Raw genomic sequence first — 17,786 nt, forward strand, 5'->3', positions numbered from 1 at the left:
ATGACTGAACAAGCCAATCTGTTTGAAGCCGCGCCCGCCAATGACGGCGAATCGCTGACCCTGGCCACCTTTGCCGAGCGCGCCTATCTCGACTACGCGGTATCGGTGGTCAAGGGCCGCGCCCTGCCCGATGTCTGCGACGGCCAGAAGCCGGTGCAGCGCCGCATCCTGTATGCGATGCACGAGCTGGGCCTGTCGGCCGCGGCCAAGCCGCGCAAGTCGGCCGCGGTGGTCGGCGATGTGCTGGGCAAGCTGCATCCGCACGGCGACCAGTCGGTCTACGACGCGCTGGTGCGCATGGCGCAGGACTTCTCGTTGCGCTACCCGCTGATCGACGGCCAGGGCAACTTCGGCTCGCGCGACGGCGACGGCGCGGCGGCGATGCGCTACACAGAGGCGCGCCTGACGCCGATCTCGCGCCTGCTGCTCGATGAAATCAACATGGGCACGGTGGACTTCCAGCCCAACTATGACGGCTCGACCGAGGAGCCGCGCCTGCTGCCGGCGCGTCTGCCCTTCCTGCTGCTGAACGGCGCCTCCGGCATCGCGGTCGGCATGGCAACCGAAGTGCCTTCCCACAACCTGCGCGAAGTCGCGCAGGCCGCGGTGGCGCTGATCCGCAATCCCAAGCTGACCCATGCGGAGCTGATGGCCATCATCCCGGGTCCGGACTATCCGGGCGGCGGCCAGATCATCACCTCGCCGGCGCAGATCGCCGACATCTATGCCAGCGGTCGCGGCAGCCTGAAGGTGCGGGCGCGTTGGAAGATTGAGGACCTGGCGCGCGGCCAGTGGCAGGCGGTGGTGACCGAACTGCCGCCAGGGTGCTCGACGCAGCGGGTGCTGGAGGAAATCGAGGAGATGACCAACCCCAAGGTCAAGCTGGGCAAGAAGGCGCTGCTGCCGGAACAGCTGGCAATGAAGCAGACCTTGCTGTCGCTGCTCGACACGGTGCGCGACGAGTCCGGCCGCGACGCGCCGGTGCGCCTGGTGTTCGAACCCAAGAGCAAGAACCAGGACCAGACCGAGTTCATGCACACGCTGCTGGCGCACACCTCGCTGGAATCCGGCGCGGCGATCAACCTGGTGATGATAGGCGGCGACGGCCGGCCGCGGCAGAAGTCGCTGATGCAGATCCTGAACGAATGGATCGCGTTCCGCTTCACCACCATCACCCGCCGCACCAATTTCCGCCTGCAGAAGGTGGACGACCGCATCCACATCCTGGAAGGCCGGGAAGCGGTGCTGCTCAATATCGATGAAGTCATCCGCATCATCCGCCAGTCGGACGAACCCAAGCCAGCATTGATGGACGCGTTCCGGCTCTCGGAACGCCAGGCCGACGACATCCTTGAAATCCGGCTGCGCCAGCTGGCGCGCCTGGAAGCGATCAAGATCCAGCAGGAACTGGCCGAGCTGCGCAAGGAAAAATCCACGCTGCAGGACCTGCTGGAAAACCCGTCGTCGATGAAGCGCCTGGTGATCCGCGAGATCGAAGCCGACGGCAAGGCCTTTGGCGACACCCGCCGCACGCTGATCGAGGAAGCCGAGCGCGCAACCGCCGAGCAGAAACTGGTCGACGAGCCGGTGACGGTGATCATCTCCCAGCGCGGCTGGGTGCGCGCCCGCGGCGGCCACGGCCATGATGCAGGCCAGTTCACCTTCAAGGCCGGCGACGCGCTGTACGCCGCCTATGAATGCCGCACGGTGGACCACCTGGTGGCGCTGGGCTCGAACGGCCGCTCCTACTCGGTGCCGGTGGCGGCGCTACCCGGCGCCCGCGGCGACGGCGTGCCGGTCACGACGCTGGTCGACGTGGCCAGCGGCAGCCGTTTGCTGCATTATTACGCCGGCCCGGCCGACACGCCGCTGCTGCTGGCGTCCACCGCCGGCTTCGGCTTTGCCGCCAAGGCCGGCGACCTGGTCAGCCGCAACCGCAACGGCAAGGCCTTCATGACGCTGGAAGCCGGCGACGAGCCGCTGACGCCGAAAATCATCGCCGACAAGGCCAGCGCAATTGCCTGCCTGTCCGAGAAGGGACGCCTGCTGGTATTTGGCCTGGATGAAGTCAAGACATTGACCGGCGGCCGCGGCGTCATCCTGATGGAACTGGAGCCCAAGGAAAAGCTGCTGGCGGCGCAACCCATCAGCCAGCGCGGCGTCGTCGTGACCGGCATCGGCCGCGGCGGCAAGGCGCAGGAACTGGCGCTGTCGGCCAGCGGGCTGGCGCCGCATATCGGCAAGCGGGCAAGGAAGGGAAAGGCGCTGGAATCGAAGATCAAGGCGGCTGGCCTGCTGGCGCAGTAACAGCGATACCGATTCATCGCGTGCCGGACGAGACAGGGAAATCTTCTCGTCTGGAGGCGCGAGTGGAGCGTCAATAGCCAAGCTATTGACGACGATCCCAGCGCGGCCAGGCCGGAAGAAAACGCCGTTTCATGGCGCGTTATGGTCCGGGCCTGGGTCTGGGCTTGGGCTCGGCCTTGGGCATGCTCCAGCGCCTGGACGGCCCGTGAGGATGTTGCGACCGGCCTGACATGAGGCCAGCCACTTCTTCACGCTCAGCTATCGGCCCCGTCAGGCTGCACTGCCTTTTCTTCAGGCATGGCGGACTGTGGTTGAACCCGGCGATCGGCGCGAAAATAGCCCCGCTCGAGCTTCTTGAACAACGCTGCGTCCCGGTTTTCATAGGCATGATCCAGCAAGGCCTCGGCATACGATGAATACCGCTCCTTGTCCCGGCACATTACAGCAAGTAACGATTCGAACACTGCGGGATAGTCCCTGGCCAACAACACCGGCAGACATGGAAACAATGCCGTCTCACAGAGGGCGTCGAGTACCACCGCTGCGGAATGATCACCTGCCATCCAGTCAATCTGCGACAGCCACGCCAAGACCACATCTTGCCTGGCGCCTTGCTCTATGCCGGAAGCAAGCAGTTGCGCTGGTGTGGCGGACGGGTAATACATCCCAAGTATGCCTATTGCGAGCGACGGGCTGGTTTGCAAGGCCAATGCGAGGCACTGTTTCAGCAACGCCGGCTTGTCGGCGGGGTCGACCGCCGGAAGCAGATGCATGAATAAGGCCTCTTGGTCGTGCATGGTCGCCCACCGCAATCCTTCGGCCAGTAGATGCGCCCGGCCATGCAGAACGTTGGCTAGATTAAACCTGCACGAGCCCCCTTGGGAACACAGGCTGGCAATACTTTCAAGAAGGCGGTTCAGGTTGGTCGTGTCGCCTTGTCCAGCTTCCAGAATATCCATCTCCCGGCAGATCGTAACGGAGTGTACGACGCGCTGGTAGATCTGCGCGCCGCTGGTGCCTGAGCATTCTTTCATGCGAAGCAGTGAAGGATAGTGCGCCAGAAGTTCGTCCATCGCCTCCAATTCGCAGCGCTCGGCGCGTGCGGCAAAAACGTTTTCCAGCTTGGTCTCTTGTCGCTGTGCTTGCGCACCTTGGACTACTGGCGCGCGCATCGCGCGAGCCAGAGCACGCAAGTCCTTGCGTGCTCCCACGATGCGTGCTCCATTGCTGCCTTCCAGGCTGGCGATCAGGTGCTCTTGCCGTGCCTGCGCCGACGTGCGAGGCGCACCGACCACAAGCGCGCGCTTGAACCTGCCACCCACACAGGCAAACGTGTCGCCCGTCACGCCCAACATGCGCGCTGCAATGTACTCCGGTTCCAGATAAGCAGGCTGGCCCCTGACCTCGCCTATATATGCGCACAGATCCTTGATCGCGTTGATGATATTGTGATCCGTACCCCCCTTTCGGCAAGAATGCGTCATCGTTGGTCCAGTGTTCCATATTGGTCTTTCCGGGTCATAGTGATCCCGCATCTTTCCACTCTGAACCCAGGCGGCATGAATAGTGCCTTTCCAGGAAGGCCGCAATGGGCCGTAATCAGTCCTGGGGGGCGTACGCAGCGCGCAGATCAAATCCAGGGCAGGTATCCCTACCCCCTCCTCGGAGACCTGCACTACCTGACCGTTAATGCTTGCGAAGCAGGCCACAACCTGGGTTTGCGGCCCCAACGAATTGTTGAGATACAAGTCCTCCACGACGTTGTTGTGCTGTGCATAGTCGCTGGCAGTTTCAATCACTACGTACTTCAGTTCAGCCTTGATTGCCGCGTCTTTGATTGCCTCCAGTTCTTCACTGCACCGTCCCGGCCCCCACAAAAGCACGAGGTCCATTGGTTGGGAGTCACTCTCCCGCACCATGCAAGGTGCCGGCTGCTCGGTGGCTTCGGCACCCTGTGTGGCGCCGCTTGAATAACAGTGGCTTCCGGGTCCCAGTGTCCTTAAAGAATAAACGCTGCTAACTAACATAGTCATACCTTGCTGATAAGTCGAAAGAAATGCCTTGGAAATCGTTGACTGCATGCGCCAGGGCACGAATGGAAAAACTTGCGCGGCAGCCCGCCCGGGTCAGTCCTGCCAGGAGGCAGCGGCCAGCCGCACAGAAACGGCCATCGAGCGAGACCGCTGCTTGAAGAAAGTTTGTTCGGTCGTCTGCATGCGGCCCGTGTCGCGCAACGCGCAGGCCGCAGCGTCCAGTCCGGGCCAGTGCGGCATTGAGCTGCCCAACAAAAAGGAGCGCGAAACCTTGCTCTACGAAGCGAACCCTTGCAGCGGCGCGCCAGGCAGACAGGGGCTTGCCGCCCGCCGTTAGGGCTTGCCAGAAAGCGGCAGTGGCCAGCGCGGCAAAGTCGGCACCGAAGCCGATGCGTGCGGCCGGTTCAACCGGCGTCATGCCATCCGAACGGATCGTAGAATCGGCGTTCTCGCTTGCCACAACCCTGACCAATGCCAGTGACTTGACTCCGACGGCATGATGCGAGGCAGTCTTGCCCTTGCGATCGGGCTGGATTCACGTCGGCGCCCTGCGCTGTTCTCTCGCGCACACCACGGCGAAGATGTGCAGTTGCTTAGGGGCGGGAGGTTTCGGTGGCGCGGCTATGGAACTGGTGGGAAAGGAATCACGACACGCGTCGTGTTTGAATGCGGTTGCTGCAAATGCCATTGGATCAGCTTAGTAAATCAATCGGAAAAAGCGCGTGCGCTCGGGATGCTCAGCTTCCTGTCAGCAGCGACACACGTACTGTGCGTTTCGCAGCATTGAGCTGATGACCGCCCTTCGTAACCGTTTTCAATTCATTTGTTCGCTGATAGCCCTAAATTTTTACGATCGACGGTCTACAGAAGAACTGGCGAGAATCCTTGCTGGGCTTGGTGCGGGACTTGCCTTCCGGAATCGTTGCTACAGCTGCTTGTCGCAGCCAAAGGCAACGGACGTCAATAGCCGAGGCGAAAAGTGCGATGGCCGCAGCTCCGCCTGGGCCCTGAGCCGCGCGAAAAAAAACGGCGGCCGTTTCACCGGCCGCCGTTCAGTGAAGTCGATGCTGGTCAGCTGCGCGCCGCGATCAGCCTTGCCAGCTTCTGCACGCCGATGCGGATCTGCTCCGGCGGCACCGTCACGAAACTCAGGCGCATCGTGTTCGAGGCCGGCGTGTTGGCATAGAAAGGCGCGCCCGGCACGAAGGCGACGTTTTCCGCGACCGCCGCCTCCAGCAGCTCCATGCTGTTGATATGCGCCGGCAGCGTCACCCAGATGAACATGCCGCCTTGCGGGCGGGTCCAGGTGGCGCTGGCCGGGAAGAATTCCTGCAGCGCGTCCAGCATGGCCTGGCACTGGTCGGCGTAGAGCTGGCGTATGGTCGGGATATGCTCGGAGAGGAAACCGTCCTTGACCACTTCATGCACCACCATCTGGGTCAGCTGCGCGGTATGCAGGTCGGTTGCCTGCTTGGCCTGCTCCAGCTTGCGCGCCAGCGGCACCGGCGCCACCGCATAACCAAGGCGGATGCCGGGGGTCAGCACCTTGGAGAACGAACCCATGTAGACCACGCCGCCGGGGTTCATGTTGAGCAGCTTGGGCAGCGGCTCGCCGTTATAGCTCAGGGCGCCGTAGGGGTCGTCCTCGATCAGCGGGATGCCCAGGCGCGCGCAGGTTTCCACCAGCGCCACGCGGCGCTCCATCGTCATGCTGCGGCCGGTCGGGTTCTGGAAGTTGGGCAGCGAGTACAGGAGGCGCGCGCCCTGCCCGACCGCCTCCAGGTCGGCCGGCACCAGGCCGTCGTCGTCGGTGGCCACCGACACGAACTGCGGCCGGTACACCGAGAAGGCCTGCAGCGCGCCCAGGTAGCTGGGTGTTTCCACCAATACCTTGCTGCCTTCGTCGACCAGCACCTTGCCCAGCAGGTCCAGGCCCTGCTGCGAGCCCGACAGCATCAGCACCTGTTCCGGTACGATCTTCGAGTCAGGCGTGGACAGCGAGTCGGCGATCCATTCCCGCAGCGGCGCATAGCCGTCGCTCGGGCCGTACTGCAGGGCCACGCGGCCGGCGCGGGTCAGTACCGCGTCGTAGGCCTCGCGCATGCGCTCGACCGGGAAGGTCAGAGGCGACGGCAAGCCGCCGGCGAAGGAAATGATTTCCGGGCGCATCGTGATTTTCAGGATTTCACGGATGGCGGAGCTTTGCAGCTGCTCGGCGCGTTGCGAGAACTGCCACTGGATGGGGTTGGGGTTTTCGATTTTCATGCTGGGAAAAGTGGTGTGCCGGTTGCGGTGCGTAGTCAGGCCAGTTCGGCGATCAGTTCGATTTCAACACAGGCGCCGAGCGGGATCTGCGCCACGCCGAAGGCGGAACGGGCATGGCGGCCGGCGTCGCCAAAGACCTCGACCAGCAGCTCGGAAGCGCCGTTCGTCACCAGGTGCTGCTCGGTGAAGTCAGGCGTGGAATTGACCAGGCTCATTACCTTGACGATGCGCCGCACCCGGCCGAGATCGCCGCCGCAGGCTGCCTTCAGGGTGGAGAGCAGGTCGATGGCCACCAGACGCGCCGCCTGTTTGCCCTCTTCGGTGCCGAGGTCGCGGCCGAGCTGGCCTACCCAGGGCTTGCCATCTTTCTTGGCGATATGGCCGGACAGAAAAACCTGGTTGCCGCTTTGCGCATACATGACGTAAGCCGCGGCGGGCGCGGCGGCGGCGGGCAAAGTGATGCCAAGGGCAAGCAGTTTTTCGTCTATCGACATGGAGGACTCCGGAAAAGATGGGAAACGGACGCACCGAACAATGGCATGCGCCGGGGAAACCCGCAATTTTACTCCTAAGCCCGGCCGGGGGGCGGCCGGCTCGTTGAAATTGCAGGCTTGAAATGCCCGGCGGCCAGCCCCATATCCGCGACACCTTGCAATATCAGCCACATATTCTGGCAATCGCTGGCGCCGGGCACTGCGGGTGCGCCGGCACATGTTCAATCCACCTCCGAGGAAAAAATGGCCGTATCCGAAAAGCAAACCCTGGGCTTTCAGGCAGAAGTCAAGCAGCTGCTGCAGCTGATGATCCATTCCCTGTACTCCAACAAGGAAATCTTTCTGCGGGAGCTGATTTCCAATGCTTCCGACGCCGCCGACAAGCTGCGTTTTGAAGCCATCAACAATGGCGCGCTGTTCGAGGACGATCCCGACCTGAAGATACGCGTGGACTTCGACAAGGAAGCCCGCACCATCACCATCTCCGACAACGGCATCGGCATGAGCCGCGACGACGCGGTGGAACACCTGGGCACGATCGCGAAATCCGGCACCAAGGAATTCTTCTCGAAACTCTCCGGCGACCAGCAGAAGGATGCGGCCCTGATCGGCCAGTTCGGCGTGGGCTTCTACTCCGCCTTCATCGTCGCCGACCGCATCACCGTCGAATCGCGCCGCGCCGGCCTGCCGGCTTCGGAAGGCGTGCGCTGGGAATCCGGCGGCGAAGGCGACTTCACCGTGGAAGCGATCGACAAGCCAAGCCGCGGCACCGACATCATCCTGCACCTGCGCGAAGGCGAGGACGACTTCCTGTCGTCGTGGAAGATCAAGTCCATCATCCGCAAGTACTCCGACCATATCTCCCTGCCGATCCAGATGAAGAAGGAAGAGTGGAACGAGGAAAAGAAGGAGATGGTGGTCACCGACGAACCCGAGACCATCAACCAGGCCAGCGCGCTGTGGGCGCGCAACCGCGCCGACATCACGCCCGAGCAGTACACCGAGTTCTACAAGCATGTGTCGCACGACTTCCAGGACCCGCTGACCTTTACCCATAACCGGGTGGAGGGCCGCAGCGAATATACCCAGCTGCTGTATATCCCGTCCAAGGCGCCGTTCGACCTGTGGGACCGCAACAAGCGCGGCGGCATCAAGCTGTATGTCAAGCGCGTGTTCATCATGGACGACGCCGAGCAGCTGATGCCGGTCTACCTGCGCTTCGTCAAGGGCGTGATCGACTCGGCCGACCTGCCGCTGAATGTCTCGCGCGAGATCCTGCAGGAGTCGCGCGACGTGAAGGTGATCCGCGAAGGCTCGACCAAGCGGGTGCTGGGCATGCTGGAAGAGCTGGCCAACAGCGACGAGCAGGAGCAGAAGGACAAATACACCACCTTCTGGACCGAGTTCGGCCAGGTGCTGAAGGAAGGCATCGGCGAGGACAGCAACAACAAGGAGCGCATCGCCAAGCTGCTGCGCTTTGCCTCCACCCAGAACGACGGCGACGCCCAGACCGTGTCGTTTGCCGACTACGTGTCGCGCATGAAGGAAGGCCAGGACAAGATCTACTACGTCACCGCCGAAACCTATGCCGCCGCGAAGAACAGCCCGCACCTGGAGATCTTCCGCAAGAAGGGCGTGGAAGTGCTGCTGCTGACCGACCGCGTGGATGAGTGGATGCTGTCCTTCCTGCAGGACTTCGACGGCAAGGAACTGGTGTCGGTGGCCAAGGGCGACCTCGACCTCGGCAAGCTGGAAGACGAGACCGAGAAGAAGCAGCATGAGGAAACCGAGGCCCAGTACAAGGACCTGGTCGAAAAGATGAAGACCGCGCTGGCCGACAAGGCCAAGGAAGTGCGCGTGACCTTCCGCCTGACCGACTCCCCGGCCTGCCTGGTGGCCGACGAGAACGAACTGTCGGGCAACCTGCTGCGCATGCTGAAGGCGGCCGGCCAGAACGCGCCGGAATCCAAGCCCATCCTGGAGATCAACCCCGACCATCCGCTGGTGCAGCGCCTGAAGTACGAAGAAGGCAAGTTCGACGACTGGGCCAACATCCTGTTCGACCAAGCCGCGCTGGCGGAAGGCGGCACGCTGACTGATCCGGCCGGGTTCGTGAAGCGGCTCAATGAGATGCTGCTGGGGATGGCTACACGGTAAATGCACAGGCCGCGGGCTCGTACCGCGATCCCATTGCCAATCAACGAGACCGGCCATTGCGCCGGTCTTTTTTTCGTCGATTGAAAATCGGCCGGCGCCCATGGCGTGGCCATCGACCCACCCTGGCACGCCAGCTTGGGGAATGAACGGGAGGCAGATCAGCGTTACCTTGTGGTTGGTGCAACGCAATGCCGGTTCGCTTGATCGCGGAATTCAACGGGCATCATCGGGAGAAATGAAAACATGATCGGCAAGCACTCTGGTTCATGCCTGTGCGGCGCAGTACGCTTTGAAGTGGAAGGCGATTTTGAAAAGTTTTTTCTTTGTCACTGTGAGCACTGTCGCAAGGACATCGGCTCGGCTCACGCCGCAAACTTGTTTTCTTCGGTCGCACGCTTGAGATGGATTGCTGGTGAAGACGAGACGACATTATTCACTCTGCCCTCGACCAGACACAGCAAATGCTTCTGTTCTGTTTGCGGGTCGGCGCTGCCAACCCTGCAGATGGAAGGCCAAATGCTGGTTGTTCCGGCCGGCAGTCTTGATAGCGAAGTCTTGCTCAGGCCAGACGTCCATCTGTTTGGTTCCAGCCGCGCTAACTGGGACAAGGAATTGGAAAAAATACCGATGCTGTAGCTGCATCCTCCGTATTTCATCGAACAGCTACTTCAGCAAGCATTCGCCCAGCCAGTTTCGTCAGTATTGCTTGCCGTACTCCGTTAGGGCACCACATAAAAGTATGACCCGGGATGATGGTGCTGGCACCAAATCAATTCGCAAAAATCTGGCACATAGCGGTCGCCGCCTTTAAGCCGGCCCAGACAATACGGGCAGTCAGGCAAGAGGAGCGGCGACGCCAGAACCATTTTGTCAGGCGCTCCTGCTCAGGGCCGCCAGCAGCTTGGGCCCCGCCATCGCCTGACCATTCCCTTGCTCCATTGCATGCACCAAATCCACGATCTTCCGGTTGGCAGGCGCATCTCGCCCCACGCTGCCCGCCAGCGCAACCACGGCGCCATTCAGATAGTCAATCTCGGTGCGCCGACCGGCCTGCAAATCCTCCCACATCGAAGAGCGCGCCTCCGGATCGATGCGCAGCGAGGCCGATGCCAGCCGCTTGTACAGCCAGTTCGGCAGCCGCAGCAGCTTGGGCAGTCTGGCCGGGGCCACCTTGGCCACCTGGGCCGGCGCGATGCCGGCGGCCCGCAGCACACCCAACGCCTCATCCATCAGCAGCGCCAGGCAGCGGCGGTAGCTGCGTTGCGAGAGCTGGGCCTTCAGCGGCAGGCCGGACAGGGCGTTGATCCCATTATTCAGGTTCAGCAGCAGCTTGCCCCACTGTACCGAGACGAAGTCAGCCCGCTGCAGCAGCGGCAGGCCGGCTGCCTCGAACGCGGCAAGCCATGGCGCCAATGCAGGCGACGCTTCCACCATCAGGCTGCCTTCGGTGCCGCGATGGAAGCGGCCATCCCCCGTCTGCACCACGTTGAACGGCACCATGCCGGCCAGCACCTGGCGGCCCGGCAAGGCGCGCCGCAATACGTCTGCATTGCCGATGCCGTTCTGCAGGCTGACCACGACCGCACCGGCTGCAGCATGGGTCGCCAGTGCCTGCGCTGCGGCTGCGGTGTCGGCGCTCTTCACCGTCACCAGGATCAGGCCTGCACCGGCCAGCGCCGCCGGATCCTCGCTGTAACGCACCCGCTCGGCTGGCACCTCAAGGCGGCGGCCATCCATGTCGCTGATGGCCAGCCCATGCCGGGCAATCCGTTCGCCTACCCGGGCACGGCCGATCAGCACTACGTCGGCGCCGCCGGCCATCAGGGCGCCGCCGACGAAGGCGCCGATGGAGCCTGCGCCGAAGATGGCGATGGTGGAAGGAGTTTCATTTTCCGCTGTCATGGATGGCACCGGAAATACCAATACGGACGCTGAAAAGGCATCATTGCTGTCTCTTGGCATTGTTGTTTTAGTAAAAGGCAAAATTATAGCTGGCATGCATGGCCCGTCAGGATAGCGCATCCCCCACGCCACTTTTCCGGATCGCTGCATCCTTCCAGCCGTACAATGCTGTCTTTCCCACGTCGATGGCGCGGTCGCACTCCGGAGAATGGCAGATGAAAACTTCCTATGACAAAGACATCGTGGCCTGGTCGCAGGAACAGGCACAGCTACTTCGCTCCGGCAGATTGTCCGAACTGGACGCGCAGCATGTTGCCGAGGAAATCGAAGACGTGGGCAAAAGTGAACAGCGGGAACTGGCAAGCCGAATGGCAATTCTGCTATGCCATTTGCTGAAGTGGGTCCATCAGCCTGATTACCGGGGCGCCAGCTGGGAAGCCACCATCCAAACGCAGCGCAACAGCATCGAACGTCGATTGAGGAAAACACCCAGCCTGCAGAGCTGCTTGGCTGACAGCGACTGGTGGGCGGATGCCTGGGATGACGCCATTGCCCTGGCCGCATCGGAGACCGGCATCAGTTACCGGCGCTTTCCTGCCGAATGTCCGTGGAATGCCGAAGAGGTGCTGTCGCGGGAGTTTTTCGGCTGATCTCCAGCCGCGCATCGGGTTCGCTGCACACGATGGCGATCTGGGCGATGACAAGCAGCCTGTGCGCCGTGCCGGTATCATTGGCCACTTTGCCCGGCTCCCCGATGAAACCCCCTGCTCCGCCCGCCAGCCTGTCTTCCTCCGAACGGGCAATTCATGCGCCCGCCTGGCTGCCCACCCTGTTCGCCGTCGCCTGCGGCCTGATCGTCGCCAACCTGTATTACGCGCAGCCGCTGGTCGGCCCGATCGCCGCCGAACTCGGCCTGTCGCCCGGCCTGGCCGGCCTGCTGGTGACGCTGACCCAGATCGGCTATGGACTAGGCCTGCTGTTCATCGTGCCGCTCGGCGACATCCTGGAAAACCGCCGGCTGGTGCTGACCCTGATCGCTGCCTGCGCGGTGTCGCTGGCCGCAACCGCGCTGGTGCGCAATGCGCCGCTGTTCCTGGCCGCCGCGGCGGCGATCGGCTTTACCTCGGTCACGGTGCAGATCCTGGTGCCGTGGTCGGCCCACTTGGCCACCGAGGCCAATCGCGGCCGGGTAGTGGGCAATGTAATGAGCGGCCTGATCATCGGCATCATGATGGCGCGGCCGGTGTCGAGCTTCGTCGCGTCGCTCTGGGGCTGGCATGCGATCTACGGCCTCTCGGCCGGACTGATGGCGGCGCTCGCCGCGCTGCTGCTGTTCATCCTGCCGCGCCGCCAGCCGGATGCGAACCTGCATTATGGCCAGCTGCTGGCCTCGCTCTGGCAGTTGGCCCGCAGCCAGCCGGTGCTGCGGCGCCGAGCCTTTTACCAGGCCTGCCTGTTCGGCGCCTTCAGCCTGTTCTGGACCACCGCGCCGCTGCTGCTGACCGGCCCGGCCTTTGGCCTGAGCCAGCGCGGCGTGGCGCTGTTTGCGCTGGCCGGCGTGGCTGGCGCGATCGCGGCGCCGATCAGCGGTCGCCTGGCCGACCGCGGCCATGGCCGCATGATGAGCACGGTCGCCATGCTGATGGTGGCGGCCGGCTTCCTGATCAGCCTCGTGGCACAGGACGGCTCCACGCTGGCGCTGGCCCTGCTGACCCTGGCCGCCATCGTGCTCGACTTCGGCGTAACGGCCAACCTGGTCACCAGCCAGCGCGTGATCTTTGCGCTCGGCGCCGAGTTCCGCAACCGCCTCAACGGCCTGTTCATGGCAACCTTCTTCATGGGCGGCGCAGCCAGTTCGGCCATCGGCGCCTGGGCCTATGCGCACGGCGGCTGGTCGCTGGCATGCTGGATCGGCCTGGCGCTGCCGGCGGCCGCCTTGGTCTTCTTCCTCAGTGAACGTCATGGCTGACTCTCCGCTGCTGACTGGCCTGGCCCCGGTGATCGATCCTGACATCCATACCCTGGTCCTGGGCAGCTTCCCCGGCGCCGCCTCGCTGCGCGCCGAACGGTATTACGCCCATCCACGCAACCAGTTCTGGAAGCTGCTGGGCGCGGTGCTGGGCGAGCCGCTGTACGACCTGCCCTACGACGAGCGCCTGCAAAGGCTGCTGGCGCGCCATGTCGGCCTGTGGGATGCGCTGGCCGCCTGCGAACGGCTCGGCAGCCTGGATGCGGCCATCCGCCGGCCGCAGGCCAATGACCACCTGCTGCTCAGGGAACTGTGCCCTCGGTTGCGCCGCGTCTGCTTCAACGGCAAGACCTCAGGCAGCTATGCGCCGCTGTATGCCGACGCCGGCTATGAAACCGTGGTGCTGCCGTCGAGCTCGCCGGCGAATGCCCGGCTGTCCTTCGACGACAAGCTTGCGCAGTGGCAGGCCATCAACCGATAATCCCGCATGCTTATCAAACGTAAATCCATCGAAAAAGAAGAGTCGCTGCGCCGTCCCGGCCCCGCCACCGCCCGTCCACCCCGCAAGCCGAAATACGCCCCGGTCACGCTGTCGGAAGAGGATGGGGTGCGCTTCCTGCACTTCGGCACCGAATGGGTCCAGGGCGCGATGCGCCTGCGCAAGCCCGACTGGATCGAGCTGGAATATGCCCAGCAGATGATGGCCTGGATGCTGTTCATCAGCGAGCCGCAGCACATTGCGCAACTGGGCCTGGGCACCGGCGCGCTGACCAAGTTCAGCTACCGCCAGTTTCCGCAGGCGCGGGTGACGGCGGTGGAGCTGAACCCGTCGGTGATCGCGATCTGCGAATCGATGTTCAAGCTGCCGCCGCAGGACGAGCGCCTGGCCGTGCTGGAAATGGACGCCGGCGAATTCGTCGCCGACCCGGCCCGGCGCGGCACGCTGGACGCGCTGCAGATCGACCTCTACGACGCCACCGCCCGCGGCCCGGTGCTCGACACCGCGGAATTCTATGCCGACTGCGCCGCCTGCCTCGCGCCCGGCGGCATCGCCACCGTCAACCTGTTCGGCGACCATCCGAGCTACGCCAAAAACCTCAAGGCGATGCGGCATGCCTTCGCCGACGTGATTGCGCTGCCCGAAGTTCACGACGGCAACGTGGTGGCGCTGGGCTTTCGCGACAAGCCGGCGCTCGACTTCCCGCTGCTGTATGAACGCGCCGCGGCGATCCGTGCCGCGACCAAGCTGCCAGCCCGCTCATGGGTCAATGGCATCAAGGCTTCCCGCCCCGCGCAGGGCGCATGAGCAGCCAGCCGCCCAAGCTGCTCGACCTGCACCAGCTCTTCACCTGGCTGGTGACCGACCGCACGGTGGCGCAAGCCGATGCCCGCGCCGCCTACAGCCAGGCCCAGGCATTGCAGAAGGCCAGCGCCATGGCCATGCATCCGCTGGTGGCGGTGGCGCAGGTGAAGCTGCAGTCGGCGCAGCCGCCGCACCGGCCGCTGACGCTGGACTGGCTGACCGAGTGGCTGGCGGCCCGCAGCGGCCTGCCGTTCTACCGCATCGATCCGCTGAAAATCGATTTCACCCGCGTCGCCGACGTAATGTCGGCCGCCTATGCCGCCCAGTTCGGCATCCTGCCGGTGGACATGACGGCCAGCGTGCTGACCGTGGCCACGGCCGATCCGCTGCGCACCGAATGGGTGGCCGAGATTTCCCGGCTCAGCCGGCGCGAGGTGCGGCTGGTGGTGTCCAGTCCGCTCGACATTGCCCAGTACACGGCGCAGTTCTTCGCGCTGGCCAAGTCGATCAAGGGCGCCAGTCGCCAGGGCGGACAGGACCTGGCCCTGCGCAGCAATTTCGAGCAGCTGGTCGAACTCGGCCGCGGCAACCGCCAGGTCGACGCCAACGACCAGCACATCATCAACATCGTCGACTGGCTCTGGCAGTACGCCTTCGAGCAGCGCGCCTCCGACATCCACCTCGAACCCAAGCGCGATGCCGGCCTGGTGCGCTTTCGCATCGACGGCGTGCTGCACCAGGTCTACCAGGTGCCGCCGCAGGTGCTGCTGGCCATGACGTCGCGCATCAAGCTGCTGGGCCGGATGGACGTGGTGGAGAAGCGCCGGCCGCAGGACGGCCGGGTCAAGACCCGCACCGCCGGCGGACAGGAAATCGAGCTGCGGCTGGCCACCCTGCCCACGGCCTTCGGCGAAAAGCTGGTGATGCGCATCTTCGACCCCGAGGTGGTGGTCAAGACGCTGGCGGAACTGGGCTTTCCGGCGGCCGACGCCCGGCGCTGGGACCTGCTGACCGCGCGCGCCAACGGCATCCTGCTGGTGACCGGCCCCACCGGTTCCGGCAAGACCAGCACCCTCTACACCACGCTGAAAGTCCTGGCGACCCCGGAAGTCAATGTCTGCACGGTGGAAGACCCGATCGAGATGGTGGAGCCGGCCTTCAACCAGATGCAGGTCCAGAACGGCATCGACCTGTCCTTCGCCGACGGCGTGCGCGCGCTGATGCGGCAGGACCCGGACATCATCATGGTGGGCGAGATCCGCGACCTTGCCACCGCCGAGATGGCGATCCAGGCCGCGCTGACCGGGCATCTGGTGCTGTCGACGCTGCACACCAACGACGCGCCCTCGGCCGTGATGCGGCTGCTGGAACTGGGCGTGCCGCACTATCTGCTGGAAGCCACGCTGGCCGGCATCCTGGCGCAGCGCCTGGTGCGGGTGCTCTGCCCTTACTGCAAGAGCGATGACGGCGTGCTGACCGACGAGGTCTGGCGCAGCCTTGCCCATGGCGAGGCGCTGGCCAGGCCGCAGCGGGTGTACCGCCCCGTGGGTTGCCCGGAGTGCCGCCAGACCGGCTTTCGCGGCCGCACCGGCCTGTACGAGTTGCTGTCGGTGACGCCGGCATTCTCCCGGCTGATCACCGCCAGCACCGAAACCCGCCTGCTCAGGACGCAGGCCATGCAGGACGGCATGACGCCGCTGCGGGTGGCCGGCGCGCGCAAGGTCGCCGAAGGGGTGACCACGGCGGAAGAAGTGCTGAAGGTGACGGCGGCACTGTTGCAGGACGGAGAACCACACGGGTCGGCCTGATATTTCCTTAATGCAATATGCTAAAATACTTGCTCGCGAACAAAACCCCCGCCTCATTGTGAACCCCGAGATCGCCCGGCGCCTTAAACTTTGCTCCACCCTGCCCAGCTTGCCCGCGATCGCCCTCCAGGTCATCGAACTGGCCAATTCCCCGGCCACCCACATGGGACAGCTGTGCGACGTGCTGGCACGCGACCCGGCGCTCACGGCAAAACTGCTGAAAGTGGCCAATTCCGCCTTTTACCAGAGCCGCCGCAAGCCCTCGAACGTGCGCGAGGCGGTGGGGCTGATGGGCGTGCGCGCGGCTATCATGATTGCCCTCTCGTTTTCGCTGGCAAGTTCCTTCCGCGGCCAGTCCGGCGCCGCGCTGGACATGACGACGTTCTGGCGGCGCGCCCTGCTGTGCGCCATGGCGGCGCGGGCGCTGGGCGCGCGGCGCGGCATGAGCAACCTGGACGACCTGTTTGCCGCCGCCCTCTTGCAGGATGTCGGCATCCTGGCGTTCGCCAGCATGATGCCCGATGAATATGCGCCCATCCATGCGGCCGCCGCCAGCAACGACGACCTGCTGCGCGCCGAGCGCGAAGCCTTCGGCTGCGGCCATGACGAGGCCGGCCACTGGCTGCTGTCGCGCTGGCAGCTGCCGCCCTACCTGGCGCAGGCCTGCCTGGCCAGCCATGGCCACCAGCCCGAGCTGTCGTCTGACATGCATGCCTGCATCGCCCTTTCCGGGCCGGTCGCCGACCTGGTGATGCATTCCGGCAATGCCGTCGTGGCAACCCGCGCCGCCAGCGCCGCGCAGCGCCTTGGCCTGGACGCCGCGGCGGTGTCGGATGCGCTGGGAAGACTGACGGCGGCGGTGCCCGCGTTCGAAGAGCTGTTCGACATGCGCCTTCTGCGGCCGTCGGAGGCGGCCGCGATGCTGGCCCATGCGCAGGAACTGCTCGCATCGCACCAGATCCACGAGATGCGCGAGATGGAAGCCCGCGCCCAGCGCGACGCGCTTACCGGCGCCCACAACCGCCGCTATTTCGAGGAAGCGGTGCGGCGGGAATTCGAGCTGTCCTCGCGCCATGGCTGGCCGCTGACCATCGCCCTGCTCGACCTCGACCATTTCAAGCAGATCAACGACACCTATGGCCACCAGGCCGGCGACCAGATGCTCATTTCGATGGTGCGCGCGGTCATGAGCGAACTGCGGCAGGAAGACCTGTTTGCCCGCTACGGCGGCGAGGAATTCGCCCTGGTGCTGCCCGGCACGCCGCTGGCGGCGGCCGGCAAGCTGCTGCTGCGGTTGAAGAAAGTGATCGGCGGCCTGATGGTGCGCCATGAACAGCACCTGGTTACCGCCACCGCATCATTCGGCATGGCGGCCCACATGGATGAAGAACAGCGCTTCGACAGCCATGAAACCCTGATCCGGGCGGTCGATGAAGCGCTGTATGCGGCCAAGCATGCCGGCCGCGACCGGGTGGCCCAGCGCGAGCACGACGGCGCCGGCTTCCGCTTCTACCAGTAGCCATCCGGCAGGCCGGTTGCGCCAGGAGC

Annotated in this window: 14 protein-coding genes; 9 read left to right on the forward strand and 5 right to left on the reverse strand. The window is 64.3% G+C overall.

The features are described from left to right. Positions 1–2,307: a DNA topoisomerase IV subunit A gene (parC, locus tag ABC383_RS05310; RefSeq protein WP_413012325.1), complete on the forward strand. Its 2,307-nt coding sequence runs from the start codon at positions 1–3 to the stop codon at positions 2,305–2,307. Positions 2,308–2,561: 254 nt separating this feature from the next. Here the strand turns inward: parC and ABC383_RS05315 are convergent, their stop codons facing one another. The 4 genes from ABC383_RS05315 to ABC383_RS05330 form a co-directional block, all read right to left on the reverse strand. Then, positions 2,562–4,199, reverse strand: coding sequence for a hypothetical protein (locus tag ABC383_RS05315; protein WP_413012326.1), 1,638 nt, complete (start codon positions 4,197–4,199; stop codon positions 2,562–2,564). Positions 4,200–4,323: 124 nt separating this feature from the next. Then, the gene (locus tag ABC383_RS05320; protein WP_413012327.1) at positions 4,324–4,758 is read right to left on the reverse strand and encodes a hypothetical protein; all 435 of its coding nucleotides are present in this window, start codon (positions 4,756–4,758) and stop codon (positions 4,324–4,326) included. A gap of 653 nt (positions 4,759–5,411) precedes the next feature. Next, positions 5,412–6,605: an aminotransferase-like domain-containing protein gene (locus ABC383_RS05325; protein WP_413012328.1), complete on the reverse strand. Its 1,194-nt coding sequence runs from the start codon at positions 6,603–6,605 to the stop codon at positions 5,412–5,414. Positions 6,606–6,640: 35 nt separating this feature from the next. Further along, the gene (locus ABC383_RS05330; RefSeq protein ID WP_413012329.1) at positions 6,641–7,099 is read right to left on the reverse strand and encodes a RidA family protein; all 459 of its coding nucleotides are present in this window, start codon (positions 7,097–7,099) and stop codon (positions 6,641–6,643) included. A 243-nt stretch (positions 7,100–7,342) separates the two neighbouring features. On the opposite strand from ABC383_RS05330, the gene htpG reads away from it, so the two are divergent. Continuing rightward, complete coding sequence (gene htpG, locus ABC383_RS05335; protein ID WP_413012330.1) at positions 7,343–9,256, forward strand: molecular chaperone HtpG; 1,914 nt, start codon at positions 7,343–7,345, stop codon at positions 9,254–9,256. A gap of 243 nt (positions 9,257–9,499) precedes the next feature. After that, the gene (locus tag ABC383_RS05340) at positions 9,500–9,892 is read left to right on the forward strand and encodes a GFA family protein (protein WP_413012331.1); all 393 of its coding nucleotides are present in this window, start codon (positions 9,500–9,502) and stop codon (positions 9,890–9,892) included. Between the two features lie 234 nt (positions 9,893–10,126). On the opposite strand, the gene ABC383_RS05345 is transcribed toward ABC383_RS05340, so the two are convergent. Beyond that, positions 10,127–11,158, reverse strand: coding sequence for a 2-dehydropantoate 2-reductase (locus tag ABC383_RS05345; protein WP_413012332.1), 1,032 nt, complete (start codon positions 11,156–11,158; stop codon positions 10,127–10,129). A 215-nt stretch (positions 11,159–11,373) separates the two neighbouring features. Here ABC383_RS05345 and ABC383_RS05350 point away from each other — a divergent pair, with 215 nt between their 5' ends. From ABC383_RS05350 to ABC383_RS05375, 6 genes are all read left to right on the forward strand, one after another. After that, complete coding sequence (locus tag ABC383_RS05350; protein WP_413012333.1) at positions 11,374–11,808, forward strand: DUF29 domain-containing protein; 435 nt, start codon at positions 11,374–11,376, stop codon at positions 11,806–11,808. Between the two features lie 104 nt (positions 11,809–11,912). After that, positions 11,913–13,127, forward strand: coding sequence for an MFS transporter (locus tag ABC383_RS05355; RefSeq protein WP_413012334.1), 1,215 nt, complete (start codon positions 11,913–11,915; stop codon positions 13,125–13,127). A gap of 7 nt (positions 13,128–13,134) precedes the next feature. Next, positions 13,135–13,608 carry a DNA-deoxyinosine glycosylase gene (locus ABC383_RS05360; RefSeq protein ID WP_413016244.1) on the forward strand — a complete coding sequence of 158 codons (474 nt, stop codon included), beginning with the start codon at positions 13,135–13,137 and terminating at the stop codon, positions 13,606–13,608. 6 nt (positions 13,609–13,614) lie between these two features. Continuing rightward, on the forward strand, positions 13,615–14,433 hold the full coding sequence (locus ABC383_RS05365) for a spermine/spermidine synthase domain-containing protein (protein WP_413012335.1): 819 nt from the start codon (positions 13,615–13,617) through the stop codon (positions 14,431–14,433). Next, positions 14,430–16,238 (forward strand): type IV pilus assembly ATPase TfpB, encoded by a 1,809-nt coding sequence (gene tfpB / locus ABC383_RS05370; RefSeq protein ID WP_413012336.1) that lies wholly within the window; start codon positions 14,430–14,432, stop codon positions 16,236–16,238. Before ABC383_RS05365 ends, tfpB begins: the two co-directional genes overlap by 4 nt. A gap of 109 nt (positions 16,239–16,347) precedes the next feature. Continuing rightward, the gene (locus ABC383_RS05375; RefSeq protein WP_413012337.1) at positions 16,348–17,757 is read left to right on the forward strand and encodes a sensor domain-containing diguanylate cyclase; all 1,410 of its coding nucleotides are present in this window, start codon (positions 16,348–16,350) and stop codon (positions 17,755–17,757) included. Positions 17,758–17,786 lie beyond the last annotated feature (29 nt).

Source organism: Noviherbaspirillum phoenicis, from assembly GCF_047237965.1.
Lineage (GTDB): Bacteria > Pseudomonadota > Gammaproteobacteria > Burkholderiales > Burkholderiaceae_D > Noviherbaspirillum_A.